This is a genomic window from Variovorax sp. M-6 (genome assembly GCF_052114385.1).
Taxonomy (GTDB): domain Bacteria; phylum Pseudomonadota; class Gammaproteobacteria; order Burkholderiales; family Burkholderiaceae_C; genus Variovorax.
On the sequence record NZ_JBFREQ010000008.1, the window covers coordinates 43367 to 61260 of the forward strand.

Consider the following 17894-nt stretch of genomic DNA (forward strand, 5'->3'; position numbering starts at 1 on the left):
TGTAGCCGCCACCCCCTTGCAGGGGGCAATGCCAGCGGCCCGGCGAAGCCGGTTCCGCGGCATTCCCGGAAGGGGATGGCGTCCACTCCCGGCCCACCAGGCCTGGTCAACAAAAGGGCTTCGCGCCGAATCGGTGCGAGGCCTTTTTCTTGAACACTTCAGGAGACCTCATCATGTGGAAGATCATCGTCGGCTTCGTCATCTTCGCGGCCATCGTGCTGTACGTGCTTACCAAGGCAGGCGGCAATGTCGACATGTCGGGCGAGAAGCACGGCGGCGACGCGACGCACGCGCCGGCACCGGCAGCGCCGGCCGAACCCGTGAAGTAGTGCCTGTGTCCGCATGTAAGCGGACTCTCGACACCTGAAGTCCCTGCGCGGCCGTGGACCATCCGGGTCCGGCCGCCCCGGCCCCGCCGGTGTTCCTAGAATGTCTGCCCCACCCCCCAAGGCATTCATGACACAGGGCTCCATCCGGATTCGCGGTGCACGCCAGCACAACCTCCAGAACCTCGACCTCGACATCCGCACCGGCGAGATGACGGTGGTCACCGGCCCGAGCGGCTCGGGCAAGTCGAGCCTGGTGTTCGACACGCTCTACGCCGAGGGCCAGCGCCGCTACGTCGAGACCTTCTCGGCCTATGCGCGCCAGTTCCTCGATCGCATGGACAAGCCGGCGGTCGACAAGGTGGAGGGCGTGCCGCCCGCCATCGCGATCGACCAGACCAATCCGGTGCGCTCCTCGCGCTCGACCGTCGGCACGATGACCGAGCTCAACGACCACCTGAAGCTGCTGTTCGCGCGTGCCGCCCAGCTGTTCGACCGCGAGACGGCCCTGCCGGTGCGGCACGATTCGCCCGATTCGATCTACGCCGAACTGGTGGCGCGGGCCGCCGCGGCCGGCGATCCGCGGGTGGTGCTGACCTTCCCGGTCGAGCTGCCGGCCGGCACTTCAGCCGAGGAGGTGACGCAGTGGCTGTCCGCCAGCGGATTCACGCGCGTGCAGTCCGAGCGCGAGGTGGCCACGCCGACCGGCCCGCGCAAGGTGCTCGACGTGGTGGCCGACCGCTTTCGCATCGCCGGGGCCGAGCGGGCCCGCGTGGTCGAGGCGATCGAGGTCGCGCTCAAGCGCGGCAGCGGGCGGCTGACCGTGTATGCGGTGGCGGCGGAGGAGGGCGTCGAGCCCGAGGTGTGGAAGTTCTCCACCGGCCTTCACTGCCCCGAGAGCGACATCCGCTACACCGATCCGATCCCCTCGATGTTCTCGTTCAACTCGGCGGTCGGCGCCTGCGAGACCTGCCGCGGTTTCGGCCGCGTGATCGGGGTCGACCTCGGTCTCGTGATCCCGAACGACAAGCTCACCTTGCGCGCCGGCGCGATCAAGACCATCCAGACGCCGGCCTGGAAAGAGGCCCAGGACGACCTCATGCGCCACGCCGAGGCGGCCGGCATCCCGCGCGACACGCCGTGGAACAAGCTCACGCCCGAGCAGCAGAACTGGGTCATCGAAGGGTCGCCCAACTGGAAGGGCAAGTGGAACCAGCAGTGGTATGGCGTGCGTCGCTTCTTCGCCTACCTCGAGAGCAAGGCCTACAAGATGCACATCCGCGTGCTGCTGTCGAAGTACCGCAGCTACACGCCGTGTCCGGTCTGCGCAGGCGCGCGGCTCAAGCTCGAGAGCCTGCTGTGGCGTATCGGCAGCAAGGAAGACGCCGATGCGGTGCTCGCCCCTGCGAAGCGCTTCATGCCGGTCGGCGTGAAGTGGACACGCCTGCAGCTCGAGGCCTTGCCGGGCCTCAGCCTGCACGACCTGATGCTGCTGCCGATCGAGCGGCTGCGCCGCCTTTTCGACGGCATCGAAAGCCACGGCAACAGCGCCACGGCGAGCGAAGGCGACGTGCAGGCGCTCAAGCTGCTGTTCGAGGAGATCACCACCCGGCTGCGCTACCTGCACGACGTCGGCATCGGCTACCTGACGCTGGATCGCCAGAGCCGCACGCTGAGCGGCGGCGAGGTGCAGCGCATCAACCTCACGACGGCGCTCGGCACCTCGCTGGTCAACACGCTGTTCGTGCTCGACGAGCCCAGCATCGGCTTGCATCCGCGTGACATGAACCGCATCACCGAGGCGATGCTGCGGCTGCGCGACGCCGGCAACACGCTGGTGGTGGTGGAGCACGACCCGGCCGTGATGCTGGCCGCCGACCGCGTGATCGACATGGGCCCCGGCCCCGGCGTGCGCGGCGGCCAGATCGTCTTCGACGGCAGCACCGACGCGCTGCGCGATGCCGAAACGCTCACCGGCCAGTACCTGGGCGGACGCAAGCAGATCGGCATGGGCTTCCGGCGGATGGTTAGCGACAACACCCCGCGCCTGATCCTCGAAGGCGTGCGCGAGCACAACCTGCAGGACATCACCGTGGAACTGCCGCTCTCGCGGCTGGTCTGCATCACCGGCGTCAGCGGCTCGGGCAAGTCGACCCTGGTGCAGGACGTGCTGGCGCCGGCGCTGATGCGCCACTTCGGCAAGGCCACCGAAACGGCGGGGGCGCACGACCGCATGCTCGGCGCCGATCACCTGAGCGACGTGGTCTTCGTCGATCAGTCGCCGATCGGCAAGACGGCGCGCTCCAACCCCGCGAGCTACGTCGGCGCCTGGGATGCGATCCGCGAGATCTTCGCCACGGCGGCGCTGTCGCGGCAGCGCGGCTACACGGCGTCCAAGTTCAGCTTCAACAGCGGCGACGGCCGCTGTCCGACCTGCGGCGGTTCGGGCTTCGAGCATGTCGAGATGCAGTTCCTGTCGGACGTCTACCTGCGCTGCCCGGACTGCGACGGCAAGCGCTACCGGCCCGAGATCCTCGAGGTGACGATCGAGCGCGCGGACCGCAATCTCAATGTGGCCGACGTGCTCGACCTCACCGTGGCCGAGGCGGCCGCCGCCTTCGGGGCCGACCGCGAGGTGCTGCGCGTGCTGCAGCCGATCGTCGACGTCGGCCTCGACTACGTGAAGCTGGGCCAGCCCGTGCCCACGCTGAGCGGCGGCGAGGCGCAGCGCCTGAAGCTCGCGGGCTTCCTGGCCGAAGCGGCGAAGAGCGGCAGCGCCAGCAAGCAGCCGCTGGCGCGCAAGGGCACGCTGTTCCTGTTCGACGAGCCCACCACCGGGCTGCACTTCGACGACATCGCGCGCCTGATGCGGGCGCTGCGCAAGCTGCTCGACGCCGGCCATTCGCTGGTCGTGATCGAGCACAACCTCGACGTCATCCGCGCCAGCGACTGGATCATCGACCTCGGGCCCGAAGGCGGCGAGGGCGGTGGCCAGGTGGTCGCGGTCGGCACGCCCGAACAGGTGCGCGAGAACCCCGCCTCGCTGACCGGCGCGGCGCTGGCCGACTACGAACTCGCGGTCGGACCGGGCGCCTACAAGGTGGCGGAACGCGCCGCGCGCTCGTATGCGGCACGCGCGCTGCCGGCCCCCGGGCGCGACGCCATCCAGATCGTCAACGCGCGCGAGCACAACCTCAAGAACCTCTCGGTCGACATTCCGCGCGGCAAGTTCAGCGTGGTCACCGGCGTCAGCGGATCCGGCAAGTCGACGCTGGCCTTCGACATCCTGTTCAACGAAGGGCAGCGGCGCTATCTCGAATCGCTCAACGCCTATGCGCGCAGCATCGTGCAGCCCGCGGGCCGGCCGGAGGTGGATGCGGTCTACGGCATTCCGCCCACGGTCGCGATCGAGCAGCGGCTGTCGCGCGGCGGCCGCAAGAGCACCGTCGGCACCACCACCGAGGTCTGGCACTTCCTGCGCCTGCTGTACGTCAAGCTCGGCATCCAGCACTGCATCCACGACGGTGCGGCGGTGCAGCCGCAGACGCCCGACAGCATCGCGGCGCAACTGCTGAAGAACTTCAAGGGCCAGCACATCGGCCTGCTGGCGCCGCTGGTGAGCAACCGCAAGGGCGTCTACACCGAGCTGGCCGACTGGGCGCGGCCGCGCGGCTACACGCACCTGCGGGTCGATGGCGAGTTCCTGCCGACCACGGGCTTTCCGCGCATCGACCGCTTCAAGGAGCACAGCATCGAGCTGCCGGTGGCCAGCCTCGATGTGCTGCCGGCGCGGGAGACCGAGCTGCGCCAGGCCCTGACCCGGGCGCTGGAGCATGGCAAGGGCGTGCTGCACGTGCTGAGCGAACTCACCGGCCTGCGCGGCGCGATGATGGCCGGCGCCCCGACCGCGGGCATCGGTCGCACCCAGGTCTTCTCGACCCTGCGCGCCTGCCCGGTCTGCAGCACCAGCTATGCAGAACTCGACCCGCGCCTGTTCTCCTACAACAGCAAGCACGGCTGGTGCCCCGATTGCGTGGGCACCGGCGTCAAGCTGACCAAGGAGCAGCGCAAGGTCTACGACGACTCGGTGATGGCCGACGACCAGAAGGGGCGCGAGCAGACCTTCGCCGAGCCCGAGGCCGAAGACGTGGGCGACGTGGCCTGCCCGACCTGCGAGGGCACGCGGCTGAATGCGACCGCGCGCGCCGTGCTGTTCGGCGAAGGTGGCGGCATCGGCATCACCGAGCTGGCGCGCATGAGCGTGACCGACATCCGCATCTGGTTCGAGAACATCGCGCTCAGCGGCCGACAGGCCGAGATCGCACGCGACCTGGTGCCCGAGATCAAGAGCCGGCTCGAATTCCTCGAGGAGGTCGGCCTGGGCTACCTCACGCTCGACCGCGGCGCGCCCACGCTCTCCGGCGGCGAGGCGCAGCGCATCCGGCTCGCCGCGCAGCTGGGCAGCAATCTCCAGGGCGTCTGCTACGTGCTCGACGAGCCGACCATCGGCCTGCATGCGCGCGACAATCAGATCCTGCTCGACGCGCTGCACAAGCTCGGCGACAAGGGCAACACGCTGGTGGTGGTCGAGCACGACGAGGACACGATCCGGCGTGCCGACCACATCATCGACATCGGTCCCAGCGCGGGCAAGCGCGGCGGTCGGCTGGTGGCCGAAGGCAGCGTCGCAGACATCGAGGGCGCGGGCGACTCGCAGACCGGCCGCTACCTGCGCGACGCGATCAAGCATCCGCTGCAGGCACGACGCATCGTGCCATCCCCGGAACCCGGCGCGCCCGACTGGCTCAGCGTGCGCGGCGCCGACCTGCACAACCTGAAGGACGTCACGGTCTCGTTGCCGCTGCATCGGCTGGTGGCCGTCACCGGCGTCAGCGGCTCGGGCAAGTCGACCCTGGCGCGCGACGTGCTGCTGGCCAACGTGTACGCGGTGGTGGTGCAGCGCATGACCAAGGCCGGCCGCGATGCCGATGCCGCGGGCAAGCGTCCGAAATGGGTGGGCTGCAGCGCGGTCGAGGGCTACGAGACCATCGACCGCGTGCTCGAGGTCGACCAGACCCCGATCGGCAAGACGCCGCGCAGCTGCCCGGCGACCTACATCGGTTTCTGGGACACGATCCGCAAGCTGTTCGCCGACACGCTGGAAGCCAAGGCGCGCGGCTATGGGCCTGCACGCTTCAGCTTCAACACCGGCGAGGGCCGCTGCCCGGGCTGCGACGGCGCGGGCGTGCGCACCATCGAGATGAGTTTCCTGCCCGACGTCAAGGTGGCGTGCGAGGTGTGCCACGGCGCGCGCTTCAACCCCGAGACACTGGCCGTCAGCTGGCGCGGCAAGAGCATCGGCGACGTGCTGCAGATGGAGGTCGACGAGGCGGTCGATTTCTTTGCCTCGATGCCGAACATCAGCCATCCGCTGCAGCTGCTGAAGGATGTCGGGCTCGGCTACCTGACGCTGGGCCAGCCGTCGCCGACGCTGTCGGGCGGCGAGGCGCAGCGCATCAAGCTCGTGACCGAGCTCAGCAAGGTGCGCGACGACGTCACGCGGCGCGGCAACAAGGCGCCCCACACGCTCTACGTGCTCGACGAGCCGACGGTCGGCCTGCACATGGCCGACGTCGAGAAGCTGATCCACGTGCTGCACCGGCTGGTCAACGGCGGCCACAGCGTGGTCGTGATCGAGCACGATCTCGACGTCATCGCCGAAGCCGACTGGCTGATCGACCTCGGGCCCGAAGGCGGCAATGCCGGCGGCCGGGTGGTGGCGGCGGCGCCGCCCGAGGAGGTCGTGAAGCTGGGCACCCACACCGGCGTGGCGCTGGCGCCGGTGCTGGCGCGCTCGCGGGAGCGGCATGAGGTGGTGATGTTGCCGGTGCGAGAGACGGAGCCGACGCCGAAGCGGCGCGAAGCCTGATGGCCCCGGCCTGATCGTTTGGAGGTCCGCCCGGCACGCGGTGCGTCCCGTGCGACCCCACTGCACCGGCCCTTCGGGCTGCCTTGCGCTGCTCGCCTTTCGCGGGGTCTCGCTCAAACTCGCTTCGCTCAAACAGTCGCGAGCCCTGATCCGCGAAAGGCTGCGCTGCTCAGCGGCGCAGAGGGGATCGCCCGCGCCGCACCGCATGCCGGGCTCCGGGGTGCGCGACGGGCGCGAGCGCCTCGAACGTCGAGAGCCTGCGCGCAGGTGATGCGTTGGAGGCGAACAGTTCAACCCCGGCGTGTCAGCGGTGGTGGGTGGTATGCCCCGGGCCGGCCGTTGAGGCACCGCCGAGCAGCGCAGCGGTACGCGGATCAGGGCTCGCGACTGTTTGAGTGGAGCGCAGCGGAGCGAGTTTGAGCGAGACCCCGCGTACCGTGAGCAGCAGCAGGGCAGCCGCGAAGCGGCCGGTGACGTCGGCCGGCCCGGGGCATGCCGCCCGCCGCCGCCCTCACGCTCTTTCCGCATTACCCTAGCGCCATGCTCACGATCTACAACGACCGCCACCCGCTGCACCACGGCAAGGTCGAGATGTTCCGCGGCGAACTGGTGCCGTGCTTCGAGGTGCCGGCACGCGCCGACTTCGTGCTGCAGGAGCTCGAACGGCGCAAACTCGGTGCGATCGAAAGGCCCGACGCTTTCGACGATGCTGCGATTGCGCGCGTCCATGCGCCGCGCTACCTCGACTTCCTGTCGAAGGCCTGGGACGAGTGGGTGGCGATGGATCCGGCCAATGCCGGCCGCGACGCGCTGCCCTCGTACTGGCCGATCCGCACGTTTCGCTCCGACGTGCTGCCCGCGAGCTTTCCCGCGCGCATGGGCCTGTTCTCGTACGACGCAGGCACGCCGCTGACCGCGGGCACCTGGACGGCGGCACGCGCGGGTGCCTGCTGTGCATTGACCGCCGCGGCACGCGTGCTGCGGGGCGAGCGGGCGGCTTTCGCGCTCACGCGGCCGCCGGGCCATCACGCAGGCGCGGACTTCTTCGGCGGCTATTGCTTCCTCAACAACGCTGCGATCGCGGCCCAGGCGCTGCGCGACGCCGGTGTCGACCGCGTCGCGGTGCTCGACATCGACTACCACCACGGCAACGGCACGCAGGCCATCTTCTACGAGCGCGCCGACGTCCGGTTCACCAGCCTGCACGGCGATCCGCACACCGAGTACCCCTACTACCTGGGCTACGCCGACGAGCGCGGCGCGGGCGAGGGACTGGGCTTCAACCACAACCTGCCGCTGGCGCGCGGCAGCGGCTTCACGGCCTGGCGAGAAGCGCTGGCGACCGCGCTGCGCGGTATCGCGGACTTCAAGCCGGGCGCGCTGGTGGTCTCGCTCGGGCTCGACACCTTCGAGGGCGACCCGATCGCCGGCTTCACCCTTGCCACGCCCGACTACCTGAAGGTCGGCGAGGACATCGCACGCGCCGGCCTGCCGACCGTGTTCGTCTTCGAGGGCGGCTACGCGGTGGCGGAGGTGGGCGTGAACGCGGTCAACGTGCTCGACGGCTTCATGCAGCGGGCGGGCTGAGCCGGGGCGCCGGCGCGGCGGCGACTGCGACCGGGGAGATACCCGCTTGTTCCGCCGATGTCCCTGCGGCCCAATGCGGCCATTCATCCTGCCCCGGAGGCCGCCCCATGATTCGTCGTTCCTTGTTGTGCGCCGCCCTGCTCGGCGCGGCCGTGACGGCTGCGCATGCGCAGACTTTCCCCACCCGGCCGATCAAGCTGATCATTGCCTTCCCCGCCGGCGGCCCGACGGACATCACGATGCGGCAACTGGCCGACAACGCATCGAAGATCCTGGGCCAGCCGATCGTGGTGGACAACAAGCCGGGCGCCGGCGGCACGCTGCCCGCGCAGGCGCTGCAGACCGCGCAGCCCGACGGCTACACCATCGGCCAGATTCCGCTCGGCGTGTTTCGCCTGCCCTACACCACCAAGATCAACTGGGACCCGGTCAAGGACATCAGCTACGTGATCAACGTCACCGGCTACGCCTTCGGCATCGCGGTGCCGGCCGACAGCCCCTTCAAGACCTGGAACGACTTCGTCGCCTATGCCAAGGCCAACCCGGGCAAGCTCACCTACGGCTCGACCGGCAACCTGACCAGCCCGCACCTGACGACCGAGCTGATGGCGCAGCAGCTCGGCATCCAGCTGCAGCACGTGCCGTACAAGGGCAGCGCCGATCTGGCGCAGGCGGTGCTCGGCAACCACCTGATGGCGATCGCCGATTCGACCGGCTTCGCGCCCCTGGTGGAGTCGGGCAAGCTGCGGGTGCTCAACACCTGGGGCGACAAGCGGCTCGCCAAGTTCCCGGATGCGCCGACGCTCAAGGAGCTCGGGATGGACATCGTGCAGAACTCGCCCTTCGGCATCGGAGCGCCCAGGGGCACGCCGCCGGAGGTCGTGAAGAAGCTGCACGACGCGTTCAAGCAGGCGATGGAGGAGCCGAGCTATGTGGCGGCCCTGGGGCGCTACGACATGCTGCCGATCTACATGAGTTCCGCCGACTATGCGAAGTTCGCGCAGACGACCTTCGCGCGGGAGAAGGCGTTGATCGAGAAGCTGGGGCTGGCCAAGCCGCAGTGACGGGACAGGCTAGCCGAGTTCGAAGCTGGTGAGCCCGTACAGGCGCTCCAGTTCGCAGGCCGGCGCGGTGCCGGCGTACATGCGCGCGGTCTCGAACACGCTGCGCATGCCTTCTGCCCGCGCCATCGCGACCGCCTCGGCATTCGGCAGCGGGACGTCGAGGTAAACCGCGTCGCCGGCCGGCACGGCGGCGCGCAGTGCCGCCAGCAGTGCGCGCGCCACTTGCGGATCGTCCGCCACCAGCGGCGCAATCTTGTGGCCGTTGCGGCAGCGCCGGATCAGCCCCCAGCCCGCCAGCCGGCCCTGGTCGACCCAGGCCAGGCCGGTCGCATCGGGCATGCCGATCCAGGCGCGCAGGAAGGCCTCGCGCGGCGCCGGGAAAACGCGGCGGTCGTCGGCGCACAGTGCGGCGAAGTCGACGGTGGCCAGGGGAACGATCTGCGGCGGTGGCGTCTCGCCGCCGCTGCGGGCGACACCTTCGAACCGGGCGTTGTTCCATGCCAGCGCAAAACCGCTGCGCCGGTAGTTGTCCTGCTGGGCCGGCACGCCGTCGAGCCCCACCACCTGGCCGGCCAGCCGAGCCATGCCTCCGCGCCAGAGGCGGATGCCGAAGCCCTTGCCGCGCCATGCCGGCGCCACGATGTAGAGGCCGATGAAGCCGAAGCACCCGGCGTAGGAGACCGCGCTGATGCAACCCACCACCTCGCCGCGATGCTCGGCGACCAGGAATCCGCCGGGGTCCGCGGCGTGGAAGCAGACCGCATCGTGCAGGCCGGGGTTCCAGCCTTCGCGCGCGGCCATGTCGATCACGAGCGGCATCTCTTCGCGGGCGAGTGTGCGAATCGTCGGGTCCATGCGCGACATTTTGAACGGGCGTGCGCCCGGTGCGACTTCCTGTCCAATAGCGACCATGGAAACCTCGCACGATGCGGACCGCCGCCTGACCGAGCTCGAGATCAAGGCGAGCTACACCGAAGACCTGCTGGACCAGCTGAACCTGACGATCTACCGCCAACAGCAGCAGATCGACAGCCTGGTGCTGCAGGTCACGCAACTGAGGCAGCAAAGCCCCGATCCGGGCAGCGGCGCCGCGCGCAGCCTGCGCGACGAGCTGCCGCCTCACTATTGACGGGCTAGGCGGCCAGCCGCACCGGAATCCGTCGCCGGCCGAAGCCGCCGCCGAACGACCCGAAGCGACCCGCGATCGGCGTGCCGCAATGCGGGCAGGTGCCGTGCGCATCGAGCTCGCAGGCCAGCACGGCATACCAGTCGCGCCGCACCAGCGCCTGGTGGCAACCCGGACAGAAGGTCGTGCCGCCTTCGACGTCGTGTACGTTGCCGGTGTAGACGTGGTGCAGGCCGTTGCCGAGCGCGATCGCGCGGGCCTGCGTCAGCGTGGCGGGCGGCGTCGGCACCACGTCGGTCATCTTGTAGTCCGGATGGAAGGCCGTGAAGTGCAGCGGCACATCGGGCCCGAGCCGGTCGGCGATCCAGCGTGTCATGGCGTCGATCTCGGTGTCGCTGTCGTTGTGCTGCGGGATCAGCAGGGTCGTGATCTCGAACCAGCAGTCGGTCTCGTGCCTCAGGTACTGCAGCGTGTCGAGCACCGGCGCCAGGTGGGCGCCGGTCTGCTGGAAGTAGAACTGCTCGGTGAAGGCCTTGAGGTCGACGTTGGCCGCGTCCATCCTGGCGTAGAACTCGCGCCTGGGCGCGGCGTGCATGTAGCCCGCCGTCACCGCGACGCTGTGCAGGCCGAGCGCGTGGCAGGCGTCGGCGGTGTCCATCGCGTACTCGGCGAAGATCACGGGGTCGTTGTAGGTGAACGCCACACTCGCAGCACCGCTCGCGCGGGCCGCCTCGGCGATTCGCCCGGGTGAGGCCGCGTCCTGCAGGCGGTCCATCTCGCGGCTCTTCGAGATGTCCCAGTTCTGGCAGAACTTGCACGCGAGGTTGCAGCCCGCGGTGCCGAAGCTCAACACGCTGCTGCCGGGATAGAAGTGGTTGAGCGGTTTCTTCTCGATCGGGTCGATGCAGAAGCCCGAGCTGCGGCCGTAGGTCGCGAGCACCATGGCATCGCCGACGCGCTGGCGCACGAAGCACATGCCGCGTTGGCCTTCGTGCAGCCGGCAGTCGCGCGGACACAGGTCGCACTGGATGCGTCCGTCGTCGAGCCGGTGCCACCAGCGTCCAGGCGTCATGTCAGCCCCTCGAACGCGAATGCGCCGTAGCCGACGACGCGGTTGCGATCGCCCGCGGTGTCGCCGGAGTTGCGCAGGTCGAGCAGGCGGGGTGCGAGGCCGTGGCCGCGCGCGGCCAGCAGCGCACCGTTGATCGCCGCCGACCCGCAGGCCTCGTGCGGCGCGAGGCCGGCATCGAGCGCCAGGATGCGCTGCGCGGTGGCATGGTCGACGGCTTGCGCCTGCGCGTACGGAAGGTAGTGCGACAGGTCGGAGCTGATCACGATCAGCGTCTCCGCGCCGCCCCAGAGCCGCTCGAGCACCTGCGCCACCGCCTCGGCGCCGGCGTCGCTGACGACCAGCGGCACCAGGGTGAAACTGCCGAGCAGCGTCTGCAGGAACGGCAGCTGGACCTCGAGCGAATGCTCGCGCTCGTGCGCCCGTTCGCTGCGCACCATCTGGGGCAGGTCGCCGAGGCTGGCGAGTGCGGCCACATCGAGCGTGACCTCGCCCAGCGGCGTCTCGAAGGCGTCCGCCTCGGGGACCGCCAGGCCGCGCACCCAGACGTGATGCGCGGGGCCGAGCAGCACCACACGGCGGATGGCCGGCTCGCGCTGCCGCTCGAGCAGGGCATAGGCATGCGCCGCCACCGCGCCGCAGTACTCGTAGCCGGCATGGGGGGTGATCAGCAGCTTCGCTGGCAAGCGTGCCGCATCGTCGTCGGCGCCGACGCCGGCCAGGTAGCCCGCGACCTGCCCGCGCAGCGCCTCGGGCGCGGCGGGGTAGAACAGGCCGTCGACAACGGCGCGGCGTACGGCAGGCATCGAGCAGGACTCCTGACGCTGAATCTGAACCCTCCGAGACCGAAAATCAACACCTTTCCAGGGCGCGTGCGGATGCTGCCGCCTCCCCACTGGCGGCCTTTTGTCACGCTATGTCAGCAAGAAGCTCTCACAACTCAAAACTTCCTGATACACAATTCGGCAACCACTGGAGGAGCAGGCATGAGCGGTCGAAATCGTCACGGTACGCGGGCGGGAATGGTGGCAGCGGCGGCCTGGCTGCTGCTGCTGGCGGGATCGGCTTGGGCTCAGTCGCCTCAGGCTCCCGCGCCGCCATCGGCGGCCGACAGTGCCGATCTGGTGGTCCACCCCTGGGTGGTGCCGCCGCCCAACTGGTCGCCCGAGGCCTACTTCACCAACCTGAAGGATGGCGCCACCGTGGAGGCGCCCTTCGTCGCGCGCTTCGGCCTTTCGATGCGCGGCATCGTCCCGGCCGGCAAGACCGCGGGCTCGGCTGGCCACCACCACCTGCTGATCAATCAGCCGCTGCCGCTCGACTTCACCAAGCCGCTGCCTTTCACCGAGCACTACATCCACTTCGGCAAGGGCCAGATGGAGACCGTGGTCGACCTGCCGCCGGGCACCTACACGATGCGGCTGGTGTTGGCGGACCAGGGGCACATTCCGTATTTCGTCTACAGCAAGCCGCTCAGGTTCACGGTCAGCAAGCAGAACAAGGGCGTCACGCCGGCCAGCCTGCTCGGCGAGCCGCGCATCGAATTGCTGAGCCCCGCCGATCGCAGCACGGTGCAGCTGCCGCTGCGCGTGCAGTTCCATGCGAGCGGCCTGAACGTGTCGAATGCGGCCCCCAAGGTGCCGGACACCGGCCACTTCCGGCTGGTGCTGGAGCGCCCGGGCCAGAAGGCCGAGATCATCGACCTCGACGGCGGGCAGACCGAGTTGTGGCTCAACCCGCCCAAGGGCAGCTACAGCGCCCGGCTCGAACTCATGAGCAACACCGCGGCCGGGAACGTGGTCGCACGCGCCAGGCCGGTCGCCTTCACCGTGCCCTGAGCACCGCGGCCGCCACCTCGGCGAAACCGGCGCCACGCTCGCCCTCGGTGACGTAGCGCGGCAGATGCGAAAGGGCGGCCTCGAACCGGCGGACGTTCGCCACGCCGATGCTGTGCGCGAAGTGCTCGAACATCAACGCATCGTTGGTCGAATCGCCGACGTAGGCCCAGCGCTGCATCTCGTCGTCGAGCCGGCGGCCCCAGAGCTCGCGCACGATCCAGCGGGCGCCTTCGAGCTTGTTGTGCGCGCCGTACCAGCCGTTGACGTGGATGCTGCTGACCGTCGCGTGCATGCCTTCGCTGCGCATCAGTGCGACCACCGCGGCGATCTGCGCGTCGTCCAGCTGCGTGAACTCGCTGTGGTCGATCGCGATGTCGCATTCGCGGCCCGGCGAGTCGGTGGCGCGCTGCGCGCCGGGGATCTCGCGTTCGATGCGGGCCAGCACGGCCTGCATGCGTGCGAAGTTGCGCGCGCGCGTGGGCGCGTCCTGCTGGTAGCGCTTCTCGATGCCGCCATGGGGCGCGGGCAGCAGCGCGACAGCGCCGTTCTCGGCCACGATGGCGTCCACTGGCCAGACGCCGGCAAAGGGCTCGCTCCAGCCCACGGGGCGGCCCGTGATGGCGACGCGGTGCAGGCCGGCCGCCCGCAGGTCGGCCAGCCCCGCCAGCGCGTCGGGGCTGATCGCGCCTTCGGTCGTCAGCGTGTCGTCGATGTCGGTGAAGACGCCGACCAGCGCACGCCGCGCCGCCAGCGGCCACTCGCTCAGAGGAGTCATCCTAGTGGCCCACCACGCTGTCGCGTGACCCGCGACACATGAAACCGGCGCAACCCGATACCAGGGATACCGCGGAACCGGCTTTGCCGGGCCGCCGGTATCGCCCCCTTGAGGGGGAGGCGCCGCAGGCGCTTCGGGGGTGTTTCATTTCAGGACGCGGTTTGCAGCGCCAGCCCCGCGTGCTCGCGCAGCGGATGGAAGTGGATCTTCGGAAAGCGTTCCTGCGCCAGCCGCACGTCGTAGGGCGAGGTGCACAGGTAGGCCAGCGTGTTGGCCGCGTCGAGCGCCATCCGCGCCGGATAGGCATCGACGAAGGCGCGCAGCTCGGCCGGCGTATCGGCCGTGATCCAGCGCGCGCCGGTGTACTGGCAACCCTCGAGCCGGACGTCGGCGTCGTATTCGGTCTTCAGGCGGTGCTGCACCACTTCGAACTGCAGCTGCCCGACCGCGCCCAGCAGCATCGGACCGCCGACCTCGGGGCGGAACACCTGGATCGCGCCCTCTTCGCCGAGCTGGGCCAGGCCCTGCTGCAGCTGCTTGGTGCGCAGCGGGTTCTTGAGGATCACGGTCATGAACAGCTCGGGCGCGAAGAAGGGCAGTCCGGTGAACTGCAGCGAGGCGCCGTCGGTGATGGTGTCGCCGAGCTGCACGCCGCCGTGCGTCGTGAAGCCGACGATGTCGCCCGCATAGGCTTCCTCGACCGCCTCGCGCCGCTGGCTCATGAAGGTCACGACGCTGGTCGGACGCAGCTCCTTCGCGGTGCGCTGCACCTTGAGCTTCATGCCCGGCGTGTAGCGCCCCGAGGCCATGCGGACGAAGGCGATGCGGTCGCGGTGGTTGGCGTCCATGTTGGCCTGCACCTTGAACACCACGCCGGCGAAGTCCTTGTGCTCGGGCCGGATCTCCTTGACCACCGGCTGCCGGTTGACCATCGTGGTGCTGACGCGCGGCTGCGGCTGCGGCGCCAGGTCGACCAGCGCGTCGAGCACCTCCATCACGCCGAAGTTGTTGACCCCGGAGCCGAAAAACACCGGCGTCTGCTTGCCGGCCAGGAAGGCCTCGCGGTCCCAGCTGGGCGAGGCACCGGTGGCCAGCTCCATGCTTTCCGTCGCGTGGTCGAACTCGCGGCCGAAGCGCTTGTGCAGCGCCTCGCGGTCGGTCAGCGGGATCGTTTCGAAATCCTGCGGCAGCTTTTCCTGGCCCGACTCGAACACCGTCATCGCCTGGGTGCGCAGGTTGATGATGCCGCCGAAGCTCTTGCCCTGGCCCACCGGCCAGGTCATCGGCACGCAGGGCATGCCGAGTTCGCGCTCGATCTCGTCGAGCAGTTCGAGCGGCTCGCGCACCTCGCGGTCCATCTTGTTGACGAAGGTGATGATCGGCGTGTCGCGCTGGCGGCAGACCTCGATCAGGCGCCGGGTCTGCGCTTCCACGCCGTTGGCGGCATCGATCACCATCAGGGCCGAGTCGACCGCGGTCAGCACGCGGTAGGTGTCCTCGGAGAAGTCCTTGTGGCCCGGCGTGTCGAGCAGGTTGATGACGTGGTCGCGGTAGCTCATCTGCATCACCGACGAGGCGACCGAAATGCCGCGCTGCTTCTCGATCTCCATCCAGTCGGAGGTCGCGTGGCGCGAGGCCTTGCGCGCCTTCACCGAGCCGGCGATCTGGATCGCGCCCGAGAACAGCAGCAGCTTCTCGGTCAGCGTGGTCTTGCCGGCGTCGGGGTGGGAGATGATCGCGAAGGTGCGGCGGCGCTTGGTTTCGGAGGCGAAGGTCATGGGGGTGAACGCGGTGCGCGCTCACGGGCGCGGGCTGCTGAAGGCAAAACCCACGATTTTACCGTTCAGGCATTCACATCGGGGGTGTGAAGCCTTTGCGGCCCACCAGCATGCTCGATGCGGTCGGCCTGCCGTCCTTCACCTGGGCGGTCACCGTGACCTTCGCGCCTTGGACCACCAGCGCCGCCTGGTCGTCCTGGGCTGGCTTGAAGGTGACGATCGGGGTGCCGCGCGGGACGATGACGGTCTTTTCGCCGTCCTTGTACCTGAGCACCAGCTTCTTGCCGCCTGGAACCGTCGCCGGCGCCGCCGCGAGCGCGGAGACGGTCGCGTTGGTCATCGTTCCGTTGGGCATGTAGTCCCAGGGGCGGAAGCCTTCGCCGGTGCCGCGCATGGCTTCCGGAAACACGAGCACCTCGACCGCCCGCTGGGTGCCGTCGGGCTGCGGCAGCGAACCCGCGCCGACGAAGCTGTTGGGCTTGATGGCGGCCATGTCGAGCGGGAGCACTTCGAGCACGCGCATGTCGGCGGGTCGCACCAGGGTGACGATCTCGCCGCTGCGGTCCTTGATCGTGAGCGAGTTCGCGTCGACGTGCGCGATGGCGCCGCGCACGCGCACCGTAGGCTCCGCCGCCGGGGCCTGCGCCGGGGCGGGCAAAGACAGCGTGGTCGACGCGGCCATCGCGAACGAAGTGGCAAGGATCTTTGCTTTGGACATGAGGAGCGGCCGGACGGGGCGTTTTGGGGGTGGGATTGGCAGTCTAGGCCGAACCGAAAGGCGCTGCTTGCGGGCTTGCCTGCGTCACACGCTAAAATACGCCGTTCCGAGGAGCGTTGCAGCGCCGACAGGCGTGAGGCTCGGACCATCATCGCAACCACGCTCACCCGCTGTTCTCGCGGTGAGTCCATTCCCCGAACGCAGTGGCATCTTTCAAGCTTGCTTTGGAGCCAACATGAGCGCAGTTCTCAAACCGTCCCCCGTTTCCACCGTCGACCAGGCGATCGCCGATCTCTCCCTTGCCGCCTGGGGCCGCAAGGAAATCCGCATCGCCGAAACCGAGATGCCCGGCCTGATGGCGATCCGCGAAGAGTTCGCCAAGGGCCAGGCGCTCAAGGGCGCGCGCATCACCGGCTCGCTGCACATGACGATCCAGACCGCCGTGCTGATCGAGACGCTGCAGGCCCTCGGCGCGACCGTGCGCTGGGCCTCGTGCAACATCTTCTCGACCCAGGACCACGCCGCCGCCGCCATTGCCGCCGCCGGCACGCCGGTGTTCGCGATCAAGGGCGAGTCGCTGGAAGACTACTGGGACTACACCCACCGCATCTTCGAATTCGGCCCCAAGGGCTCGGCCGGCGAAGGCCCGAACATGATCCTCGACGACGGCGGCGATGCCACGCTGCTGATGCACCTCGGCCAGCGTGCCGAGAAGGACCAGAGCGTGCTGGCCAACCCGACCAGCGAGGAAGAGCGCATCCTGTACGCGGCGATCAAGGCCAAGCTGGCGGTCGATGCGACCTGGTACACCCGCAAGTCGGCCGAGATCATCGGCGTGACCGAGGAGACCACCACCGGCGTGCACCGCCTGAACGAGATGTCGGCCAAGGGCACGCTGCTGTTCCGCGCCATCAACGTCAACGACTCGGTGACCAAGAGCAAGTTCGACAACCTCTACGGCTGCCGCGAATCGCTGGTCGACGGCATCAAGCGCGCCACCGACGTGATGATCGCCGGCAAGGTGGCCTGCGTGGCCGGCTACGGCGACGTCGGCAAGGGCTCGGCCCAGGCCCTGCGCGCCCTGAGCGCCCAGGTGTGGGTGACCGAGATCGACCCGATCAACGCCCTGCAGGCCGCGATGGAAGGCTACAAGGTCGTGACGATGGAGTACGCCGCCGACAAGGCCGACATCTTCGTGACGACCACCGGCAACAAGGACGTCATCACGCACGACACGATGGCGAAGATGAAGGACCAGGCCATCGTCTGCAACATCGGCCATTTTGACAACGAGATCGACGTCGCCTCGATCGAGAAGTACGAGTGGGAAGAGATCAAGCCGCAGGTCGACCACATCACCTTCCCGGACGGCAAGAAGATCATCCTGCTGGCCAAGGGCCGCCTGGTGAACCTGGGCTGCGGCACGGGCCACCCCAGCTTCGTGATGTCGTCGTCGTTCGCGAACCAGACCATCGCCCAGATCGAGCTGTTCACCAAGCCCGACGCCTACCAGGCCGGCAAGGTCTACGTGCTGCCCAAGCACCTCGACGAGAAGGTCGCTCGCCTGCACCTGAAGAAGGTCGGCGCCATGCTGACCGAGCTCACGGATGCCCAGGCGGCGTACATCGGCGTCGACAAGAACGGCCCGTACAAGCCCGACACCTACCGCTACTGAGTCCCAGGC

At 69.0% G+C, this 17894-nt stretch carries 13 protein-coding genes and 1 riboswitch; of the genes, 7 read left to right on the forward strand and 6 right to left on the reverse strand.

The window, feature by feature from the left end:
- The first annotated feature begins 173 nt into the window (after positions 1-173).
- The 4 genes from AB4Z46_RS11340 (at position 174) to AB4Z46_RS11355 (ending at position 8906) form a co-directional block, all read left to right on the forward strand.
- On the forward strand, positions 174-329 hold the full coding sequence (locus tag AB4Z46_RS11340) for a hypothetical protein (protein ID WP_442283596.1): 156 nt from the start codon (positions 174-176) through the stop codon (positions 327-329).
- Between the two features lie 127 nt (positions 330-456).
- Positions 457-6255: an excinuclease ABC subunit UvrA gene (gene uvrA / locus AB4Z46_RS11345; protein WP_442283597.1), complete on the forward strand. Its 5799-nt coding sequence runs from the start codon at positions 457-459 to the stop codon at positions 6253-6255.
- Positions 6256-6795: 540 nt separating this feature from the next.
- A complete protein-coding gene (locus AB4Z46_RS11350; RefSeq protein ID WP_442283598.1) occupies positions 6796-7842 on the forward strand; it encodes a histone deacetylase family protein in 1047 nt (348 codons plus the stop codon).
- A 107-nt stretch (positions 7843-7949) separates the two neighbouring features.
- Positions 7950-8906 carry a tripartite tricarboxylate transporter substrate binding protein gene (locus AB4Z46_RS11355; protein ID WP_442283599.1) on the forward strand — a complete coding sequence of 319 codons (957 nt, stop codon included), beginning with the start codon at positions 7950-7952 and terminating at the stop codon, positions 8904-8906.
- 9 nt (positions 8907-8915) lie between these two features.
- Here the strand turns inward: AB4Z46_RS11355 and AB4Z46_RS11360 are convergent, their stop codons facing one another.
- The gene (locus AB4Z46_RS11360) at positions 8916-9761 is read right to left on the reverse strand and encodes a GNAT family N-acetyltransferase (protein WP_442283600.1); all 846 of its coding nucleotides are present in this window, start codon (positions 9759-9761) and stop codon (positions 8916-8918) included.
- Between the two features lie 55 nt (positions 9762-9816).
- On the opposite strand from AB4Z46_RS11360, the gene AB4Z46_RS11365 reads away from it, so the two are divergent.
- Positions 9817-10035 carry a SlyX family protein gene (locus AB4Z46_RS11365; RefSeq protein WP_442283601.1) on the forward strand — a complete coding sequence of 73 codons (219 nt, stop codon included), beginning with the start codon at positions 9817-9819 and terminating at the stop codon, positions 10033-10035.
- Positions 10036-10039: 4 nt separating this feature from the next.
- Here the strand turns inward: AB4Z46_RS11365 and amrS are convergent, their stop codons facing one another.
- Both amrS and amrB read right to left on the reverse strand, forming a co-directional pair.
- On the reverse strand, positions 10040-11104 hold the full coding sequence (gene amrS, locus AB4Z46_RS11370; RefSeq protein ID WP_442283602.1) for an AmmeMemoRadiSam system radical SAM enzyme: 1065 nt from the start codon (positions 11102-11104) through the stop codon (positions 10040-10042).
- Positions 11101-11907, reverse strand: a complete 807-nt coding sequence (gene amrB / locus AB4Z46_RS11375) for an AmmeMemoRadiSam system protein B (protein ID WP_442283603.1) — start codon at positions 11905-11907, stop codon at positions 11101-11103. The genes amrS and amrB overlap by 4 nt, the downstream gene beginning before the upstream one ends.
- A 180-nt stretch (positions 11908-12087) precedes the next feature.
- On the opposite strand from amrB, the gene AB4Z46_RS11380 reads away from it, so the two are divergent.
- A complete protein-coding gene (locus tag AB4Z46_RS11380; RefSeq protein WP_442283604.1) occupies positions 12088-12939 on the forward strand; it encodes a DUF4399 domain-containing protein in 852 nt (283 codons plus the stop codon).
- On the opposite strand, the gene AB4Z46_RS11385 is transcribed toward AB4Z46_RS11380, so the two are convergent.
- From AB4Z46_RS11385 to AB4Z46_RS11395, 3 genes are all read right to left on the reverse strand, one after another.
- A complete protein-coding gene (locus AB4Z46_RS11385; protein ID WP_442283605.1) occupies positions 12926-13714 on the reverse strand; it encodes an HAD-IIB family hydrolase in 789 nt (262 codons plus the stop codon). The genes AB4Z46_RS11380 and AB4Z46_RS11385 overlap by 14 nt on opposite strands.
- 149 nt (positions 13715-13863) lie before the next feature.
- Entirely contained in the window at positions 13864-15492 is a 1629-nt protein-coding gene (locus AB4Z46_RS11390; protein ID WP_442283606.1) for a peptide chain release factor 3, read from the reverse strand.
- 73 nt (positions 15493-15565) lie between these two features.
- Positions 15566-16210: a hypothetical protein gene (locus AB4Z46_RS11395; RefSeq protein ID WP_442283607.1), complete on the reverse strand. Its 645-nt coding sequence runs from the start codon at positions 16208-16210 to the stop codon at positions 15566-15568.
- A 102-nt stretch (positions 16211-16312) separates the two neighbouring features.
- A riboswitch (S-adenosyl-L-homocysteine riboswitch) is annotated at positions 16313-16382 on the forward strand.
- Positions 16383-16445: 63 nt separating this feature from the next.
- On the opposite strand from AB4Z46_RS11395, the gene ahcY reads away from it, so the two are divergent.
- Positions 16446-17885 carry an adenosylhomocysteinase gene (gene ahcY, locus AB4Z46_RS11400; protein WP_442283608.1) on the forward strand — a complete coding sequence of 480 codons (1440 nt, stop codon included), beginning with the start codon at positions 16446-16448 and terminating at the stop codon, positions 17883-17885.
- Positions 17886-17894 lie beyond the last annotated feature (9 nt).